The 17,360-nt window shown below is 71.3% G+C and carries 13 protein-coding genes; 5 read left to right on the top strand and 8 right to left on the bottom strand.

The features are described 5' to 3' along the window. Positions 1 to 82: 82 nt before the first annotated feature. The 4 genes from ACWDA7_RS05120 to ACWDA7_RS05105 form a co-directional block, all read right to left on the bottom strand. Complete coding sequence (locus ACWDA7_RS05120) at positions 83 to 1,306, bottom strand: branched-chain amino acid ABC transporter substrate-binding protein (RefSeq protein WP_450602919.1); 1,224 nt, start codon at positions 1,304 to 1,306, stop codon at positions 83 to 85. Between the two features lie 109 nt (positions 1,307 to 1,415). Then, the gene (locus ACWDA7_RS05115) at positions 1,416 to 2,198 is read right to left on the bottom strand and encodes a hypothetical protein (RefSeq protein WP_450602815.1); all 783 of its coding nucleotides are present in this window, start codon (positions 2,196 to 2,198) and stop codon (positions 1,416 to 1,418) included. Between the two features lie 182 nt (positions 2,199 to 2,380). Continuing rightward, positions 2,381 to 2,869 (bottom strand): PaaI family thioesterase, encoded by a 489-nt coding sequence (locus ACWDA7_RS05110; protein WP_450602814.1) that lies wholly within the window; start codon positions 2,867 to 2,869, stop codon positions 2,381 to 2,383. 55 nt (positions 2,870 to 2,924) lie between these two features. Next, on the bottom strand, positions 2,925 to 5,204 hold the full coding sequence (locus ACWDA7_RS05105; RefSeq protein WP_450602813.1) for an FdhF/YdeP family oxidoreductase: 2,280 nt from the start codon (positions 5,202 to 5,204) through the stop codon (positions 2,925 to 2,927). Between the two features lie 412 nt (positions 5,205 to 5,616). On the opposite strand from ACWDA7_RS05105, the gene polA reads away from it, so the two are divergent. Beyond that, positions 5,617 to 8,343 carry a DNA polymerase I gene (polA, locus tag ACWDA7_RS05100; RefSeq protein ID WP_450602812.1) on the top strand — a complete coding sequence of 909 codons (2,727 nt, stop codon included), beginning with the start codon at positions 5,617 to 5,619 and terminating at the stop codon, positions 8,341 to 8,343. A gap of 271 nt (positions 8,344 to 8,614) precedes the next feature. Then, positions 8,615 to 9,028, top strand: coding sequence for a hypothetical protein (locus ACWDA7_RS05095; protein WP_450602811.1), 414 nt, complete (start codon positions 8,615 to 8,617; stop codon positions 9,026 to 9,028). Here the strand turns inward: ACWDA7_RS05095 and ACWDA7_RS05090 are convergent. Beyond that, the gene (locus ACWDA7_RS05090; RefSeq protein WP_450602810.1) at positions 8,958 to 9,809 is read right to left on the bottom strand and encodes a DUF4184 family protein; all 852 of its coding nucleotides are present in this window, start codon (positions 9,807 to 9,809) and stop codon (positions 8,958 to 8,960) included. The genes ACWDA7_RS05095 and ACWDA7_RS05090 overlap by 71 nt on opposite strands. A gap of 273 nt (positions 9,810 to 10,082) precedes the next feature. Between ACWDA7_RS05090 and ACWDA7_RS05085 the strand changes: the two genes are divergently transcribed. The 3 genes from ACWDA7_RS05085 (at position 10,083) to ACWDA7_RS05075 (ending at position 13,139) form a co-directional block, all read left to right on the top strand. Continuing rightward, on the top strand, positions 10,083 to 11,786 hold the full coding sequence (locus tag ACWDA7_RS05085) for a lytic transglycosylase domain-containing protein (protein WP_450602809.1): 1,704 nt from the start codon (positions 10,083 to 10,085) through the stop codon (positions 11,784 to 11,786). Between the two features lie 160 nt (positions 11,787 to 11,946). Further along, positions 11,947 to 12,081 carry an SPW_0924 family protein gene (locus tag ACWDA7_RS05080; protein ID WP_450602808.1) on the top strand — a complete coding sequence of 45 codons (135 nt, stop codon included), beginning with the start codon at positions 11,947 to 11,949 and terminating at the stop codon, positions 12,079 to 12,081. 65 nt (positions 12,082 to 12,146) lie between these two features. After that, positions 12,147 to 13,139 (top strand): DUF3068 domain-containing protein, encoded by a 993-nt coding sequence (locus ACWDA7_RS05075; protein ID WP_450602807.1) that lies wholly within the window; start codon positions 12,147 to 12,149, stop codon positions 13,137 to 13,139. Here ACWDA7_RS05075 and hrpB read toward each other — a convergent pair. The 3 genes from hrpB to ACWDA7_RS05060 all read right to left on the bottom strand — a co-directional run bounded on the left by hrpB (position 13,129) and on the right by ACWDA7_RS05060 (position 16,988). Then, the gene (gene hrpB, locus ACWDA7_RS05070) at positions 13,129 to 15,687 is read right to left on the bottom strand and encodes an ATP-dependent helicase HrpB (RefSeq protein WP_450602805.1); all 2,559 of its coding nucleotides are present in this window, start codon (positions 15,685 to 15,687) and stop codon (positions 13,129 to 13,131) included. The genes ACWDA7_RS05075 and hrpB overlap by 11 nt on opposite strands. A 25-nt stretch (positions 15,688 to 15,712) precedes the next feature. After that, positions 15,713 to 16,099, bottom strand: coding sequence for a hypothetical protein (locus ACWDA7_RS05065; protein ID WP_450602804.1), 387 nt, complete (start codon positions 16,097 to 16,099; stop codon positions 15,713 to 15,715). A gap of 76 nt (positions 16,100 to 16,175) precedes the next feature. Continuing rightward, a complete protein-coding gene (locus ACWDA7_RS05060; protein ID WP_450602918.1) occupies positions 16,176 to 16,988 on the bottom strand; it encodes a class I SAM-dependent methyltransferase in 813 nt (270 codons plus the stop codon). Between the last annotated feature and the right edge of the window lie 372 nt (positions 16,989 to 17,360).

Below are 17,360 nucleotides of genomic sequence, written 5' to 3'. Positions count from 1 at the left end.
GGGTGTGAGAACGGGCCGCGCGGTCGGGGTCCTCCTTCCGCGCGGCCCGTCGGTGCTAGGGGTCGGCCTGTTACGTACGGGTTCAGCTGGGGTTGTACGTACCGGTCTTGACCGCCTTCCAGGCACCCTTCTCGACCTGGTAAACGGTGAGCTGCTTGTTCGTCGTGTCGCCGAACTCGTCGAAGGAGACGTGGCCGGAGATGCCTTCGAAGTCGCTCTTCTGGACGCCGTCGACGACCTTGGAGCGCAGGTCGTCACCGGTCGGCACCTTGCCGCCGTTGGCGTCCGCGGCGGCCTTGACCGCGTTGATGATGGCGTTGGCGGCGTCGTAGGCGTAGGCACCGTAGGCGCCGTAGTCGCCCTTGTAGCCCTTGGCCTTGTACGTCTCGACGAACGTCTTGGCGGCGGGCAGGGTGTCGACCGGCACGCCGACCGCGGTGGCGAGGTCGCCCTCGGCGTCCTTGCCGGCGGTGTCGATGTAGGTGGTGGCGTACATGCCGTCGCCGCCGAACAGCGGGATGTTGACGCCGGCGTCCTTGAGCTGCTTGGTGATCAGCTCGGACTCGTCGTACTGGCCGCCGTAGTAGAGGATGTCGGCCTTGGCGTTCTTGATCTTGGTGACGAGCGAACCGAAGTCCTTGTCACCGGTGTTGACGTGGTCGGTACCGACGACCGCGCCGCCCAGCTTCTTGAACGAGTCGTTGAAGATCTTGGCGAGGCCGGCGCCGTAGGTCTGCTTGTCGTCGACGACGAAGGCCTTCTTCTTCTTGAGGCCGTTGTAGGCGTAGTCGGCGGCGAAGCCACCCTGGAGGGCGTCGGTGGTGGCGGTGCGGAAGTACGTCTTGTACGGACGCGTCTTCGAGGTCTGCCAGTCCTTGCCCTGGGTCAGGGTCGGGTTGGTGTTCGAGGGGGAGATCTCGACCATGTTGGCGGAGGCGAAGACCTGCTGCATGGACTGGGCCACACCGGAGTTGAGCGGGCCGACGGCGCCGACGACGCTCTTGTCGCCGACGAGAGCCGTGGCGTTCTGCTGGCCGGTGGCGGGCTGCGCCTTGTCGTCCAGGGCCTTGACCTGGAACTTCACGCCGGGAACGGTGTTCTTCTTGTTGGCGTCGTCGACGGCGATCTGGACGCCGTACTGGATGCCGAGGCCCGTGGTCGAGTTCTCGCCGGAGAGCGGGGCGTCCACGCCGATGGTGAGGGTCGTGGAGGAGCCGCTGTCGCCGCTCTTGCTGTTGTCGTCGCGGGAGCCACACGCGGTCAGAGTCAGTGCTCCGGTGGTGAGCACGGAGGTGAGGATCACCAGAGAACGCTGTCGCACAATCAGTCCTTTCCGCGGCCTGGCCGCCCTGGACGGACGACGCGCATGCCGCGCTGGTACCGAACTCCCGATGGAGCGGTGACTGGCCGTGACTCTAAGCCTGGTCTGAGGAGATGAGCATCGTCGCGGACTGGCTTGTGACTTTCTTGTTATGCCGTGCAGGTTGGGGCGTATCGAGAAAGTCGAGTCTTGGCCGGTTTGGCGGAATTTCCGTGTAGTCCGCATTTTGAGAATGCGCACTTCCGCTTGGTCTTGGCCGGGCCCCTGGGCGGTGGGTGCCGCAGACAGTGCCGATCAGCTGCGAAAGATCGCGGGAGAAGGCGCCGTCGAAGATGAAGCTGTGGTCTTGTATTGCGCGCATGTTACGCAGCGTCACATCAAGAAATGGAAGGTCCGGATTGAGTGGCAGTCCGGAACAGTCGGATACGGATACCTCGAGTGCGATGCGGCGTGTTGTCCTGGCGTGCACGGTAATGGACGCGTTGGGCAGGGTCCGGGCCCGCAGTCCGGTGAACCCGGCCGTGATGTCAAAGACGGTCACAGGCGGCCCGTCGCGGACCGAGACGTCGAACCGGAAGGTGGCGACCGGGGCGGCGGTCGTGGCCCGGTGGGCAACTCCCGCGTAGGAGAACTCCGTTACGTTCACGGGCCAGGGCGGAAGGGCCGGTTCCGGGGGCGCGGTGGCGGACCGGGCGGGCAGGAGCAGCAGGGCGCCGGTGACGGTGAGGGCGGCGACGGCGCCCAGGGTGACTCTGCGAGTGTGTGCCGGCAGCCGCGTCCATCGGTCGGACAGGCGGGGCGCATCGCTGCCGACGACGTCGCGCCCCGGCTCGGGGCCGGACGGCTCCACAGGCTCGACGGGTCCTGTGCCGCTCATGGCCGGCGCCTCATGGGGCCACGGTAGGAGCCCCGGGCCCGGCCGGGAAGGTGCGGTGACGTGCCTGCCGGGCTAGGGAGTTGAGGGTGCCGCGCCGAGCGCGCCGGGGATCGCGCGGAACGGCGGGGCAACCGTGCACGGGTGGGGGCCGAGGGGGACGCGTGGGCACCGGCCCCCGGTGATCAGCCTCCGGTGGGGAGGTGGTCGCCGTCGCCCGGCCGTACGTCGCGCAGCAGACAGGTCAGCCGGGCGGTGCACACGCGCTTGCCGCTCTCGTCGCTGATCACGATCTCGTACGTCGCTGTCGAGCGCCCCCGGTGGACCGGGGTGGCGACGCCGGTGACGAGGCCGGAGCGCACCCCGCGGTGGTGGGTGCAGTTCAGGTCGACGCCGACGGCGATCTTCGAACTGCCGCCGTGGAGCATGGCGCCCACGGAGCCGAGGGTCTCGGCGAGCACGGCGGATGCGCCGCCGTGCAGCAGCCCGTACGGCTGGGTGTTGCCCTCCACGGGCATGGTGCCGACGACCCGCTCCGCGGAGGCCTCGACGATCTGGACGCCCATACGGGTGCCGAGGTGTCCGGCGGAGAAGAGGGCGGGCAGGTCGACGCCGAGCGCGGCGTACTCGTCGACGATCTCTTGCGGGAACTTCACGGTGTGCTGCTCGCCCATGGGGTACGGCTCCATTCGTCGGGGATCGGTCACTCGCCTATGGCTGAGCAAACGCTCAGTCGGTCGCCGATTGTTCCAGGCGGACCACGACGGACTTGCTGGCGGGGGTGTTGCTGGTGTCGGCGGTGGCATCCAGCGGGACCAGCACGTTCGTCTCCGGATAGTAGGCGGCCGCGCAGCCGCGGGCGGTGGGGTAGTGCACGACCCGGAAGCCGGGCGCGCGCCGCTCGACGCCGTCCTGCCACTCACTGACCAGGTCGACGTACGAGCCGTCCGCCACGCCGAGCGCCCGGGCGTCCTCGGGGTGGACGAGGACGACGCGGCGGCCGTTCCTGATGCCGCGGTAGCGGTCGTCCAGCCCGTAGATCGTGGTGTTGTACTGGTCGTGCGAGCGCAGGGTCTGCAGCAGCAGCCGGCCCTTGGGCAGCGCCGGGAACTCCACGAGCGCCGCGGTGAAGTTGGCCTTGCCCGTGGCGGTGGGGAAGCGACGCTCGTCGCGGGGCGCGTGGGGGAGCGCGAAGCCGCCCAGGTGTGCCACGCGCGCGTTGAAGTCCTCGAAACCGGGGATCACGCGCGCGATGCGGTCGCGGACGGTCGCGTAGTCCTTCTCGAACTCCTCCCACGGGACGGTGCTGTCCGCGCCGAGCACCCGGCGGGCCAGCCGGCACACGATGGCCGGTTCGGACAGCAGATGGGGGCTCGCGGGGTCCAGGCCGCCGCGGGAGGCGTGCACCATGCCCATGGAGTCCTCCACGGTCACGAACTGCTCGCCGCTGCCCTGCAGATCGCGCTCGGTGCGGCCGAGCGTGGGCAGGACGAGGGCGCGCGCGCCGGTGACGGTGTGCGAGCGGTTCAGCTTGGTCGACACGTGCACGGTGAGCCGGGCGCGCCGCATGGCCGCCTCGGTCACATCGGTGTCGGGGGAGGCGGACACGAAGTTGCCGCCCATCGCGAAGAAGACCTTCGCCTCGCCCTCGCGCAGGGCGCGGATGGCCCGTACGACGTCGTAGCCGTGTGCGCGCGGCGGCGCGAACCCGAACTCCCTCTCCAGCGCGTCCAGGAAGGCGGGCGCGGGCCGTTCGAAGATGCCCATCGTGCGGTCGCCCTGCACGTTCGAGTGACCGCGCACCGGGCACACCCCCGCGCCGGCACGCCCGATGTTGCCGCGCAGCAGAAGGAAGTTGACGACCTCGCGGATCGTGGCGACGGCGTGCTTGTGCTGGGTGAGCCCCATGGCCCAGCAGACGATGGTCCGCTCGGAGGCGAGGACCATGGCCAGGGCCTGCTCTATCTCCTCGCGGCCGAGACCGGTCGCCTCAAGCGTCTGAGCCCAGTCCGCGGCGCGCGCGGCAGAGGCGAACTCCTCGAAGCCGTGGGTGTGTTCGCGGACGAACTCGTCGTCGACCGCGCCGTCGGCCTCCAGGATCAGTTTGTTGAGCAGGCGGAAGAGGGCCTGGTCGCCGCCGATGCGGATCTGCAGGAACAGATCGGTCAGGGCGGCTCCCTTGAGCATGCCCTGGGCGGTCTGGGGGTTCTTGAAGCGCTCAAGTCCCGCCTCGGGCAGCGGGTTGACGCTGATGATCCTCGCGCCGCCCGCCTTGGCCTTCTCCAGGGCCGACAGCATGCGCGGGTGGTTGGTGCCGGGGTTCTGTCCGGCGACGATGATCAGGTCCGCCTTGTGGAGGTCCTCGAGCAGGACGCTGCCCTTGCCGACGCCGATCGTCTCCGAGAGCGCGGAACCTGACGACTCGTGACACATGTTCGAGCAGTCGGGCAGGTTGTTGGTGCCCAGCTCGCGGGCGAAGAGTTGGTAGAGGAACGCTGCCTCGTTGCTCGTGCGGCCCGAGGTGTAGAAGACGGCCTCATCAGGGGAGTCGAGCGCGGCGATCTCCTCGGCGATGATGTCGAAGGCGCGCTCCCAGGTGACCGGTTCGTAGCGGTCCGCCCCCTCGGGGAGGTACATGGGATGCGTCAGGCGCCCCTGCTGGCCCAGCCAGTAGCCGCTGCGGGTCGCGAGGTCGGCCACGGGGTGCGCGGCGAAGAACTCCGGAGTGACGCGGCGCAGGGTGGCTTCCTCGGCGACCGCCTTCGCGCCGTTCTCGCAGAACTCCGCCGTGTGCCGGTGCTCGGGCTCGGGCCAGGCGCAGCCCGGGCAGTCGAAGCCGTTCTTCTGGTTGACACGCAGCAGGGTGAGCGCGGTGCGGCGCACGCCCATCTGCTGCTGGGCGATGCGCAGGGTGTGTCCGATGGCGGGGAGTCCCGCCGCCGCGTGCTGCGGCTCGGAGACCTGCGGCGCGTCCTGGACCGGGTCACCCTTGGGCGGCTTCGTTGCCATCGCTGCGCTCTCCTTCGCCGGCGCGTGTGAACGGTGTCTCAGATCCTCGCATGTGACGGTGACGGCGTTCGTGCCCGGTCGTGCGTCGGCCGCCGTGCGCTTGCGGGCGCCGTCGCGACCGGACGGGCTCGCGACGCGGTGAGCACATGACCTCGTGACGTCGCGAGCAAACGGCCTCGTGACGTTCCGCGACCGCGCGGGGCGCTCGGGCCGGCAACCGGCTGCCGTGCGGACAGCGTGCGGAAGCGCAGACCGGAAACTCTGCGCCACCGAAGGGATTCCCACCGTGACGGCGGCCGCCCCGACAGGGCGTTCCAGGGCGGCCGCTCGGGCCGCACGCCCGGCTCCGCCGCCCGCCCGCCGGAAGCACGGGCGAGGCCGAGTGTCAGTGGGTCGTGGCAGGATCGGGGGCGTGGCAGAGACAGCATCGAAGAAGACCGAGAAGACCTCCGGCGGCGGCCGACCCCGGCTGATGCTCATGGACGGGCACTCACTGGCCTACCGCGCGTTCTTCGCGCTGCCCGCGGAGAACTTCACGACCGCGACGGGCCAGCCGACGAACGCGATCTACGGCTTCGCGTCGATGCTGGCGAACACGCTGCGCGACGAGGCGCCCACGCACTTCGCGGTGGCGTTCGACGTCTCCCGCAAGACATGGCGCTCCGAGGAGTTCACGGAGTACAAGGCGAACCGCTCCAAGACCCCGGACGAGTTCAAGGGCCAGGTCGAGCTGATCGGCGAGCTCCTGGACGCGATGCACGCCGAGCGCTTCGCGGTCGAGGGGTACGAGGCGGACGACGTGATCGCCACCCTCGCCACCCAGGCCGAGGCCGCGGGCTTCGAGGTGCTGATCGTCACCGGCGACCGCGACTCCTTCCAGCTGATCTCCGAGCACACGACGGTGCTGTACCCGACGAAGGGTGTCTCGGAGCTGACCCGGTTCACTCCGGAGAAGGTCTTCGAGAAGTACGGGCTGACGCCGGCGCAGTACCCCGACTTCGCGGCGCTGCGCGGCGACCCGTCGGACAACCTGCCGGGCATCCCGGGCGTCGGCGAGAAGACGGCCGCGAAGTGGATCAACCAGTTCGGTTCGTTCGCGGAGCTGGTCGAGCGCGTCGAGGAGGTCAAGGGCAAGGCCGGGCAGAACCTGCGCGACCACCTGGAGTCGGTGAAGCTCAACCGCCGGCTCACTGAGCTGGAGCGGCAGGTGGAGCTGCCGAAGGCGGTCGCCGACCTGGAGCGGGCCGCGTACGACCGCAAGTCCGTCGCGATGGTCCTGGACACCCTGGAGATCAGGAACCCCTCGCTGCGTGAGCGGCTCTTCGCCGTCGACCCCGGGGCCGAGGAGGCCGAGACCACCCCCGTCGCCGCGGACGGCGTCGAACTGGACGGCGCGGTGCTGGGCGCGGGCGAGCTGCAGCCCTGGCTCGCCGAGCACGGCGGTGAGCTCCTCGGCGTGGCCACGGTCGACTCCTGGGCGCTGGGCACGGGCGCGGTGGCCGAGATCGCGCTGGCCGCGGCAGACGGCGCGGCGGCGTGGTTCGACCCGGCGCAGCTGGACGAGGCGGACGAGAGGGCGTTCGCGGCATGGCTCGCCGACCCGGCCAAGCCCAAGGTGCTGCACAACGCCAAGGGCGCGATGCGGGTCTTCCCCGAGCACGGCTGGTCCGTGGAGGGAGTGGCCATGGACACGGCGCTCGCCGCGTACCTGGTCAAGCCGGGCCGTCGTTCCTTCGCGCTGGACGCGCTGTCGCTGGAGTACCTGAACCGCGAGCTGGCGCCCGCGGCGACGGCCGACGGGCAGCTCGCCTTCGGTACGGACGAGGGCGCCGAGGCCGAGGCGCTGATGATCCAGGCCCGCGCGATCCTCGACCTTGGGCAGGCGTTCGAGGAGAAGCTGGGGGAGGTGGGCGCGGCGGAGCTCCTGCGCGACATGGAGCTGCCCGTCTCCGCGCTGCTGGCCCGTATGGAACGGCACGGCATCGCCGCGGACCGCACCCACCTGGAGGCCATGGAGCAGCTGTTCGCGGGCGCCGTCCAGCAGGCGGTGAAGGAGGCGTACGCGGCGGCGGGGCACGAGTTCAACCTGGGTTCGCCCAAGCAGCTTCAGGAGGTCCTCTTCGGCGAACTGGGGCTGCCCAAGACGAAGAAGACGAAAACGGGTTACACGACGGACGCGGACGCTCTGGCGTGGCTCGCCGCCCAGACCGACAACGAACTCCCGGTGGTCATGCTGCGCCACCGTGAGCAGGCGAAGCTTCGCGTGACGGTCGAGGGCCTGATCAAGACGATCGCGGCGGACGGCCGTATCCACACCACCTTCAACCAGACGGTCGCGGCGACCGGTCGGCTGTCCTCCACCGACCCGAACCTGCAGAACATCCCGGTGCGTACCGACGAGGGCCGGGCGATCCGCCGCGGGTTCGTCGTGGGCGACGGCTTCGAGTCCCTGATGACGGCGGACTACAGCCAGATCGAACTGCGCGTGATGGCTCACCTCTCGGAGGACGAGGGCCTGCTCCAGGCCTTCACGTCCGGGGAGGACCTGCACACCACGGTCGCCTCCCAGGTGTTCGGGGTCGGCCGCGACGCGGTGGACGCCGAGATGCGCCGCAAGATCAAGGCGATGTCCTACGGCCTGGCCTACGGTCTGTCGGCGTTCGGTCTGTCCCAGCAGCTGAACATCGAAGCGGCGGAGGCCCGTGGCCTGATGGACACGTACTTCGAGCGGTTCGGCGGCGTGCGGGACTATCTGCGGCGCGTGGTGGACGAGGCCCGGGCCACCGGCTACACACAGACCGTGCTGGGCCGCCGCCGCTATCTGCCCGACCTGAACAGCGACAACCGTCAGCGCCGTGAGGCGGCGGAGCGCATGGCGCTGAACGCCCCGATCCAGGGCACGGCGGCGGACATCGTCAAGATCGCCATGCTGAAGGTGGACGGGGCCCTGCGCGAGGCGGGCCTGAAGTCCCGCATCCTCCTCCAGGTCCACGACGAAATCGTCCTGGAGATCGCCCCCGGCGAGCGCGGGAAGACGGAGGAACTGGTCCGCCGCGAGATGGCGGGCGCGGTTCAGCTGAGGGCCCCACTGGATGTCTCGGTGGGAGCCGGAGGGGACTGGGAGTCGGCGGCCCACTGACCCTGACCGCCTGCGGCGAGTGACGGGGGAGGGGCCGTCGGCCGGGCTGGACACACGCAGCACTGTGCGTCCCGGGCCGGTGGTTCCGCGCCGGGACGCTGCGCCGCAGGGCAGCCCCGGCCACCCCGCACCCGGTCGCACGGCCGCCCGAGACCATCACTCGGGCGGCCCCCGTGAAAGCGCCTCGGCGGCGAAGACGGCGTAGAGATGCCCCATGGGCATACGTCCGCTTCGTCGTCTTGCACGCCGCCCGGCGATCCGGGGGACCGTCATGGCCGCCTTGCAGCGTCCGGTCCCGGCCTACGCGCTCGACGCCGGCGCCCTCCGCCGGCCCGTCCCCACCCTTGCCGCCCGCGCCACCGCGCTCGGCACCAAGGTGTGGCGGGACATCCAAGACCTCCGGCCCATGTTCGTCTCCCGGCTCAAAGCCCTTCCCCTGGCCCTCTCGCGCGGCTCCGAGCCGGCTTGCTTCCGCGTCGGGCAGCGGCGGGAGAGCGCGGCCGACGGCACGGCCGCCGCACGGCTGCGCACCGCGCTCACCACCGCTCGGGAACTGGTGCGCGGACTCGTCGCCGCCCACCGCGCCCGTTTCCCTGCCCGCATCGCAAGGGCGGTCAACGGGATACAGGCCGGCGCGGTTCCGCAACATCCGCCGCGTCGCCGGCGGCCGGACGCCACACCCTGACCCCTGCCGCGTAGAAGGCCAGCCCCACGACAAGACCCGCCCCGGCTCCGAAGCACACCGTCGGGATCAGTTCCCACGGCCTCGCCGTGGCGCCCCAGTACGCCCACCACCGCGAGGCCCGCTGCACCGCCCCCGCCGCCGCGCACGCACCGATCACCGCACCCGCCAGCCACCGGTCGGCCCAGGACAAGAGCGGTAGCCGGGCAACCGCCGACGCGCTGTCCGGCGCCCGCCGCAGCGCGACCACCACGAACACCGCGATCACGACCGCCGCGACGGCCGAACTCCCGTACTGCAAATACCAGTACAGGGGCGCCCCCGCGACCTGCCGTCCCAGCACCGGGAACAACCTCATTCCCCACCGGTCGTGATGCGTGAACGCGTCCCACACGACATGCGTCAGCGCACCCAGCGCCGCCGAGACGTACCACCACAAGACCGTACGGAACGACACTTCCTGCCGCGGGATGCCGCAGCGCACCAGCGCCGCCACTCGTCCCTGCCGCGCTCGGGGCAGCAGCGCGACCAGCGGCTCCCGCAGGGCCAGCCAGGCACCCGCGAGTGCCCAGGCGATGAGCACGTCGACCGTGAACACCCCGGCGAACGAGTGCGTGACCTCACCGAACCGCATCGCCCCTGACACCGCACTCGCCGCGTAATAGGTCAGGTCCGGCGCGAACGACCCCGCGACGAGGACCGATGGCACCAGTCGCCCGCGGCCGGACCCGTCCCCGCGCACGGCGGGCAGCACGGCCGCGGCGTGGCTGAGAGTGAACGGCAAGTGGGCCCCCCGCGGCAGTCGTCGTCCGGGTGGAACGTCCCGGCGATCACAGACGTCCAGTATGCGGGAGGGAAGAAGCGGACAAGACGGCCCGTCCGTCTCCTGCGTCACACCCAACCACACATGACCAACTGGTGAAAACCGGGCGCCAACCGGTGTCGGGGTGCCAGGAGTTGTCGTAGGGTCACTTGGTCGGCGCACGGGTGCGTGATCGAACACGCGCAGTACCGAAAACGAACAGATATTGGGTCGTCGACGGGAGGGGTTCACTCAATGGCGGCGCATATGGGCAGGCGGCTGCGCAAAGGGGCGGCAACCACCGCTGTGGCTGCGGCGGCGGTCGCGGCTCTGGCGGCGTCCCAGGCTCCGGGAGCGACCGGCGACGACCAGGCCAAACAGACCACTGGAGCGCAGTCCGCGCCCGATGCCGCCAGCGACGGCACCGGCAGTGGCGGCGGGGACACGGCCACCGGCAACGGCGGTTACTACACCGACCTCCCGCCGCTCAACAGCCCCACCGACTCGCCCACCCCGACCGTAGGCCCCACCACGGGGGTGGTCGGCGCCGCGGAGTCCGGCATACCCGCCACCGTCCTCGACGCCTACAAGAAGGCCGAGGCCGAACTCCGGCGGGCCAAGCCGGGCTGCAACCTGCCGTGGCAACTCCTCGCCGCGATCGGCAAGGTGGAATCCGGCCAGGCGAGCGGCGGCCGGGTCGACGCCAACGGCACGACGTTCACGAAGATCCTCGGCCCGGTCCTCGACGGCAACGGCTTCGCGAGCATCACTGACACCGACAACGGCGTCTACGACGGCGACATCGTCTACGACCGCGCGGTCGGCCCGATGCAGTTCATACCCTCGACGTGGGCGTGGGCCGGGCAGGACGGCAACGGCGACGGGGTCAAGGACCCCAACAACGTCTACGACGCCGCCCTCGCCGCCGCCCACTACCTGTGCCGCTTCGACCGTGACCTGTCGGTCCAGTCCGAGATGAACGCGGCGATCCTCGGCTACAACAACTCGCAGGACTACCTGAAGACCGTTCTGTCCTGGTACGAGTACTACCGCAAGGGCGTCCACTCGATCCCGGACGGCGCGGGCAGGCTGCCCAGGCACCGCAGCGACGAGAAGCCCGGCGCCAGCCACTCGCCGAAGCCGGGGAAGACGAAGCCCGGCTCCACCGGCCCCCGCCCGGGCGGGCCGACGCCGGGGAGGCCGACGCCCTCCACGCCGCCGCCCACCGCCACCGACACGGTGGACCACCTGGTGGACGGCGGCACCGGAAGCCTCTCCGCCATGGCCGGCGACACGTTCGACCAGAAGGTCGTGGTGAAGGCCGTGACCAAGGTGGGCAAGGTCGTGTCGAAGGTCCGTGTGCGGTTCACCATCAGCGGCGACACCGACACCACCTTCACGGGCGGCGAGACCGTGGCGACCGTCGTCACCGACAGCTGGGGCAGGGCCACCGCACCCGCGCTGGTCGCCGGCCAGAAGACCGGCAACTTCCAGGTCCGCGCCCTCGTCGTGGGCCGGACCGTCGCCGGCCTCGACTACCCGGTCACGGTGACCGAACGTCAGGCCGACGCCCTCGTCCGCGCCAGCGACACCCCGCTGACCTGCACCCCTGGCGGCCAGTTCGCGGACCAGGTCACGGTGAAGGCCACCTACCAGGGCGCCGTCGCCGACGGCGTCGCGGCCACCGCGACGCTCGTCAAGTCGGCCGACGACCCGACCGAGAACGACAAGGGCCCCTACTTCAAGGACGCGAACGGCAACACCGTGCGCACCCTCACGGGCCTGAAGACCGACGCCGACGGCCAGCTGCAGCTTCCGCAGCTCTACGCCGACGACACGACCGGAACGTTCCTGCTCCGCATCACCACCGCGGGCGGGGCCACCTTGACGGTCGAGCTGGACGTCGCGGCGGCGGCACCGTCGGGCGACCCCAGCCCGTCGGCCAGTTCCACCGCCTGACCGGCCCTGGCGCACAGGCGCCGCACAGCGTGTATGACGGCGGCGCCCCTCCAGCACGGAGGGGCGCCGCCGTTGTGCGTGCGACGTGTTCTCATCTCACGCGGACGTTGCTACCGTGCCGGATCTGACGAGGCATCAGCAAAGGCCGGGAGGCCCCCCCATGCGCGCCCTCATCGCAGCCGCGATCGGTCTCTGCGCGGCGCTCGCCCTGGTGTTCACCATGACGGCCATGGGGGCGCCCACCGGCAAGACCTCGCCGAAGCCTCTGCTGACGACCGTCCCCAGCCAGCCGTGACGTACGGGCGCCGCGACGGCACGGCACCCGGACATGCGCACCGCACACACAGGGAGGACGCCGAGATGCGCCGTAGAGCCGGCCTGATCCTGCTCGCGTTCGCCGTGTTCTTCACGGCGCTGTCCCCGCTGATGCGCTGGTACGTCTTCCCGCGCCTCGCCAAGGTCCCCGCGAACCAGTACCAGGACATGGTCCTGGAGGCGAAGGGTGCCACCCTCCTCGACTACGGCACCATGAAGTCCCGCAGGGTCTCGAACGTCACCATCGTGCAGACCCTCAAGGGCGACGTGGAAGCCGCGAAGAAGATCGAGAAGACGGCCGGCCGGGACGTGGTGGTCTGGGACGGCCTGTCCTATGTGCAGGGCCCCGACGGCAAGATGGTCTCCCGCATCCCCGAGCGCTACATCTTCGACGCGCACAGCCAGGAACCGGTCCATGCGACCGGCGAGATGGTCGACAACGACCCCGTCCGGCGCGACGGCATCGAGTTCAAGTGGCCCTTCCTGACGCAGAAGAGGGACTACGAGTACTTCGACGCGCAGGCCCGCCTCACGGCACCCATCCACTACAAGGGCACGCAGACCTTCCGGGGCGTCGAGGTCTACTACTTCGAACAGACCATCCCCTGGACCAAGGTCCCCTTCCCCAAGGTGATGCCCGTCCAGGGCATCACCGCGGCATCTGTCGCCAAGACCGGTACGACCCGGTGGTACACCACGGTCCGCAAGTTCTGGGTCGAGCCCGTCACCGGCGCGCCCGTCTACGGCGAGGAGATCCACAAAGAGGAGCTGCGCGGCGGCACCCTGCTCGGCGGCCGGGACAAGATCACGGTGTTCGCCGGCCATGTGAAGATGCGCGAGGACTACATCCGCTCGACGGTCGCCCTCGTCAAGCACAACCGCCAACTGGTCCTCATGCTGACGTCCTACCTGCCGTGGGGCTTCCTCGTCCTCGGTGTCTGTCTGCTGTCACTGTCCCTGTGGCTGGAGGCAGGCGACCGGCCCCAGGGCGAGGCGGCTCCCATCGGGACCGTGGAGCCGGAGCCGGTCACCGCCTGAGCCGCGCGTTCGTGTGCCGGGTCGGCTCCGCGGTCGCCGGGTCCTCGGGCCAGGGGTGCTTGGGATAGCGGCCCCGCAGCTCCGCCCGCACGGCCCGGTAGCCGTCCCGCCAGAAGGACGCGAGGTCGGTGGTGACGGCGGCGGGCCGCCCGGCCGGGGACAGCAGATGCACGAGGAGGGGCACACCGGCGATCTCGGGTGACTCCTGCAGCCCGAACATCTCCTGCAGCTTGACGGCGAGCACGGGCCGCTCGGGGTCCGCATAGTCGACCCGGATCCTGGACCCACTGGGGACGGTGACCCGCTCGGGGGCGAGCTCGTCGAGCCGGGCGGCGTCCCCGCCGGCCCAGGGCAGCAGCCGGCCGAGCGCCTGCCCGGCGTCGATGCGCGCGAGGTCGGCACGCCGACGGGCACGGCTCAGCTCCGGCTCTAGCCATTCGTCCACGCGTGCGTGGAGCGCGCCGTCGCCGACGGCAGGCCACGGCTCGCCCAGATGCAGGCGCAGAAAAGCGAGACGCTGCCGCAGGAGACGGCTCTGTTCCGTCCAGCGCAGCAGCCCCCATCCCTCCTCGCGCAGCCCTTCCAGCAGGGCCGCACGGACGAGGGAAGGAGCGGGCTCCCGCAACGGCCGCGTCGTCAGCTCGACCGCCCCCAGCCGCTCGACAGCCCTGGCCACGACGTCCCCGTCCGCCCAGTGGACCTCGTCGCCCTCCGAGTGCAGCGCCGCGGCGGCGTGCCGCGCCACGCCCTCGTCCACCACGGCGGCGAGCCGTACGCGCGCGTGCCCCGACCCCACGGGCCGGTCGGCGACGGCGACGGCGAGCCACGGGGCGCCGCGCAGCCGTGACCCGTCCGCCGGCTCGGCGCGGGTGCCGTTCACCATGAGATGCGAACCGCCGTCGGCCCGTGCGAGCCGTTCGGGAGAGGCGAGAGCGGCGACAAGACCGACCATGTGATCGTCCTGCGCCTGCCTCGCCCCGCCCGTGCCGGAGGAAGAGTCCCGGGGGCTGGCGGCGCGCCCGCCCCGGGAAGGGGCGCCCGGCTCATCGCCGAGGGCGCCCCGCAGCCGGCGGGCCTCGTCCCGCCAGCGGGCCGCGTACGCGTCGCCTCCGCGCCGGGCCGCCCGCCATGCCGCCGCCAGGTCGTCCCCGTACTCCCGCGGCGGCTCCTCGCTCAGCAGCGCGACCACCTCGGCGGCCCGGTCCACGCCGATCTCGGGCGCCGCGTCCAGCAACGCACGGGCCAGTCGCGGGTGCAGACCGAACCGGGACATCCGCACACCCCGTTCGGTGGGCCGCCCCGCCGCGTCCACGGCTCCGATCGCCGTCAGCACCGCCCGGGCCGCCGCCATGGCCCCGGCCGGGGGGGCGTCCAGGAGCGCAAGCCCGGATGCGTCCGGGTCGCCCCAGTAGGCCGTCTGCAACGCGAACGCCGTGAGGTCGGCCAGCTTGATCTCGGGCGCGGGGAAGCGGGGCAGCCGCACGTCCTCGGCCTCCGGCCAGCAGCGGTACACCCGGCCCGGCGCCTCGCGTCCGGCACGGCCCGCGCGCTGCCGGCCCGCCGCCTGCGAAGCCCGTACCGTCGTCAGCGCGCTCAGCCCCCGCGCATGGTCCACCCGGGGCTCCCGCGCGAGTCCCGAGTCGACCACCACCCGGACCCCCGGCACGCTCAGCGACGACTCCGCGACGGCCGTCGCCAGAACCACCCGGCGTCGGGTGCCGGGGGACAGCACCGCGTCCTGGACGGCCGCGGGCGCACGCCCGTGCACCTGCAGCACCTCGACACCGCCCAGGTCGCCCAGCTGTCCCGCCACCCGCGCGATCTCCCCGACGCCGGGCAGGAAGCACAGCACGTCCCCGTCGCACTCGGCGAGCGCGCGCCGCACCACGGAGGCCACATGCGCCAGCAGAACCGGGTCCACGCGCGACCCGTGCGGGGGCCGGACGGGACGCGCGGGCGGCGCCCACACGACCTCCACGGGGTACGAGGCGCCTTCCGCCTCGACCACCGGGGCCCCGCCCAGCAGCCGGGCCCAGCCCTGCGCGTCCGTCGTCGCGGACGCCGCCACCAGCCGCAGCTCGGGCCGCAGGGCGCCCCGTACATCCAGCAGGAAGGCGGCGACCGTGTCCGCGTCCAGATGCCGCTCGTGGCACTCGTCCAGCACGACCACGTCGACACCGGCCAGCTCCTGGTCCCGCTGCAGCCGCTGGAGCAGCACACCGGTCGTGACGACCTCCACGCGCGCGTGCGGCCCCGTCACGCGCTCGCCGCGCACGGTGTAGCCGACACTCGCCCCGGGTTTCTCCCCGAGCAGCCAGGCCATCCGCCGGGCCGCGGCCCGTGCCGCGATCCGCCGGGGCTCGGCGACCACCACACGACGCGCCGGGCCATCGCCGACCAGTCCGGACAGGACCAGCGGCACGAGCGTCGTCTTGCCGGTCCCGGGCGGCGCGCACAGCACCGCGACACCGTGCACGTCCAGCGCACCGCGCAGAGCGGGCACCGCGGAACGGACGGCGAGGCGGTCGAGGGCGTCGTGGCGGATCACCGCACCAGTGTTCCAGGCGGCACCGTCAGGGCAGAAAGGCCTGGTGGCACCGGCGGCAGAACGCCTTCCTGCGCCAGTCGGCCCGCCGGCGCGCGGCCTGGGCCACCTTGTCGCGCAGCGATACGAGCCACAGACCTCCGCCGGCCACGCCGACGAACCCCAGCCACGCTTCGGACAGAAGCAGCGCACACCCCAAGGCCAGCAGCCCGAGTGGCGCCGACCAGCGCTCGTCGTGCAGCGCCGGACGGGCGAGGTGCGGTGCCAAAGCCCGCCCCTCGGGTGACAGCGTCCTCCAGTGGGCGCTGAGCTTCGTGGTCCTGTCGCTCCGCTCGCAGACCGGGCAGATGTGCATGCGCCCACCCCCGAACACCCGGCACTGCGCGCGCAGCCCGGGGGACGACTTGCCGGTCATTCGTTTGTGCCCTGCCCGGAGTCCGGGCATACGCGCTCGCCCGTCGTCACGCCGAGTTTGGCCGGAACCCTTCGTGTCAGCCGCGCTCGCAGACGAATATCGCCGTCCCCGGGAGCACGGCGCCGCGCAACGGCGACCACCCGCCCCACTCCGACGTGTTCCAGGCAGGCCACTCCGGTTCCACCAGGTCGACGAGCCGGAACCCGCCGGCCGCGATGTCCCTCACCCGGTCGCCGAGCGTCCGGTGGTGCTCGACGTACACCGCCCGGCCCTCCTCGTCCTGCTCGACGTACGGGGTGCGGTCGAAGTACGAACCCGACACCGACAGGCCCTCGGGCCCCGGCTCGTCCGGGAACGCCCAGCGGATCGGGTGCGTCACCGAGAACACGAAACGGCTGCCGGGGCGCAGCACACGGTGCACCTCGCGCAGGACGAGCATCGGGTCCGCGACGAACGGCATTGCTCCGTACGCGGAACACGCCAGGTCGAAGGAGGCGTCGCGGAAGGGCAGAGCGGCCGCGTCGGCCTGGACGAGGCAGAGGTCCCCGCCGATGCGGAGGGCGTGCTGGAGCTGACGGTGGGAGAGGTCGAGAGCCACTGGCCGCGCACCCTGGCCGGCCAGCCAGCGCGAACACTGGGCCGCGCCGGCCCCGATCTCCAGGACGTCCTTGCCCTTGAGGTCCTCCGCCGGGCCGAGCAGCTCGGCCTCGACCTCGTCGAGGCCCTCCGGGCACCAGACGAAGCGGTCGTCGCCGAGGAAGGTGCCGTGCTCGATCTGGTACTCGTCCGCGTTGCGGTCCCACCAGCCCCGGTTGGCCCGGGAACTCTCCGTGACACCGGCGGCACGCCGGGTGGCTTCTGGCTCGAACTGTTCGGGCTCTTGGATGATCGGCTCCCTCGTCGTACTCTTCCGACCAACCCGCTTCGGCGTGTCAGGAAAGAGGTGTCCTGGGTCTGCGTGGCCTGTGACGTCACCCGGTATGCGGTCAGCCGGGTGGGCTTTGTGCCGGAAATGTGGCGATTCGCCCCGGGTGGGCGGCTTCGCGCATTGACCCTGTCCGGCTGCCCCCGTATGCTACAAGTTGCGCTGCGGGCCTGCGCACCTCAGACGTAGCAGGCTGCGCTCGCATCTGTTGTATGTCCCCTCGGTTCTCGAGGCGCCACTGGGCACTCAGTGTCCTGCAGGGTGGCGCTTCCTTGGCTGTCCGGCTTCTACAGAGCGAAACGGGCTCCCGGCGTAAGCAGTACCTACGACTCAATG

This window comes from Streptomyces sp. NPDC001156 (assembly GCF_053598275.1).
Note: the sequence above shows the minus strand (reverse complement) of the source record. Positions and strands in the feature narration are given on the sequence as shown.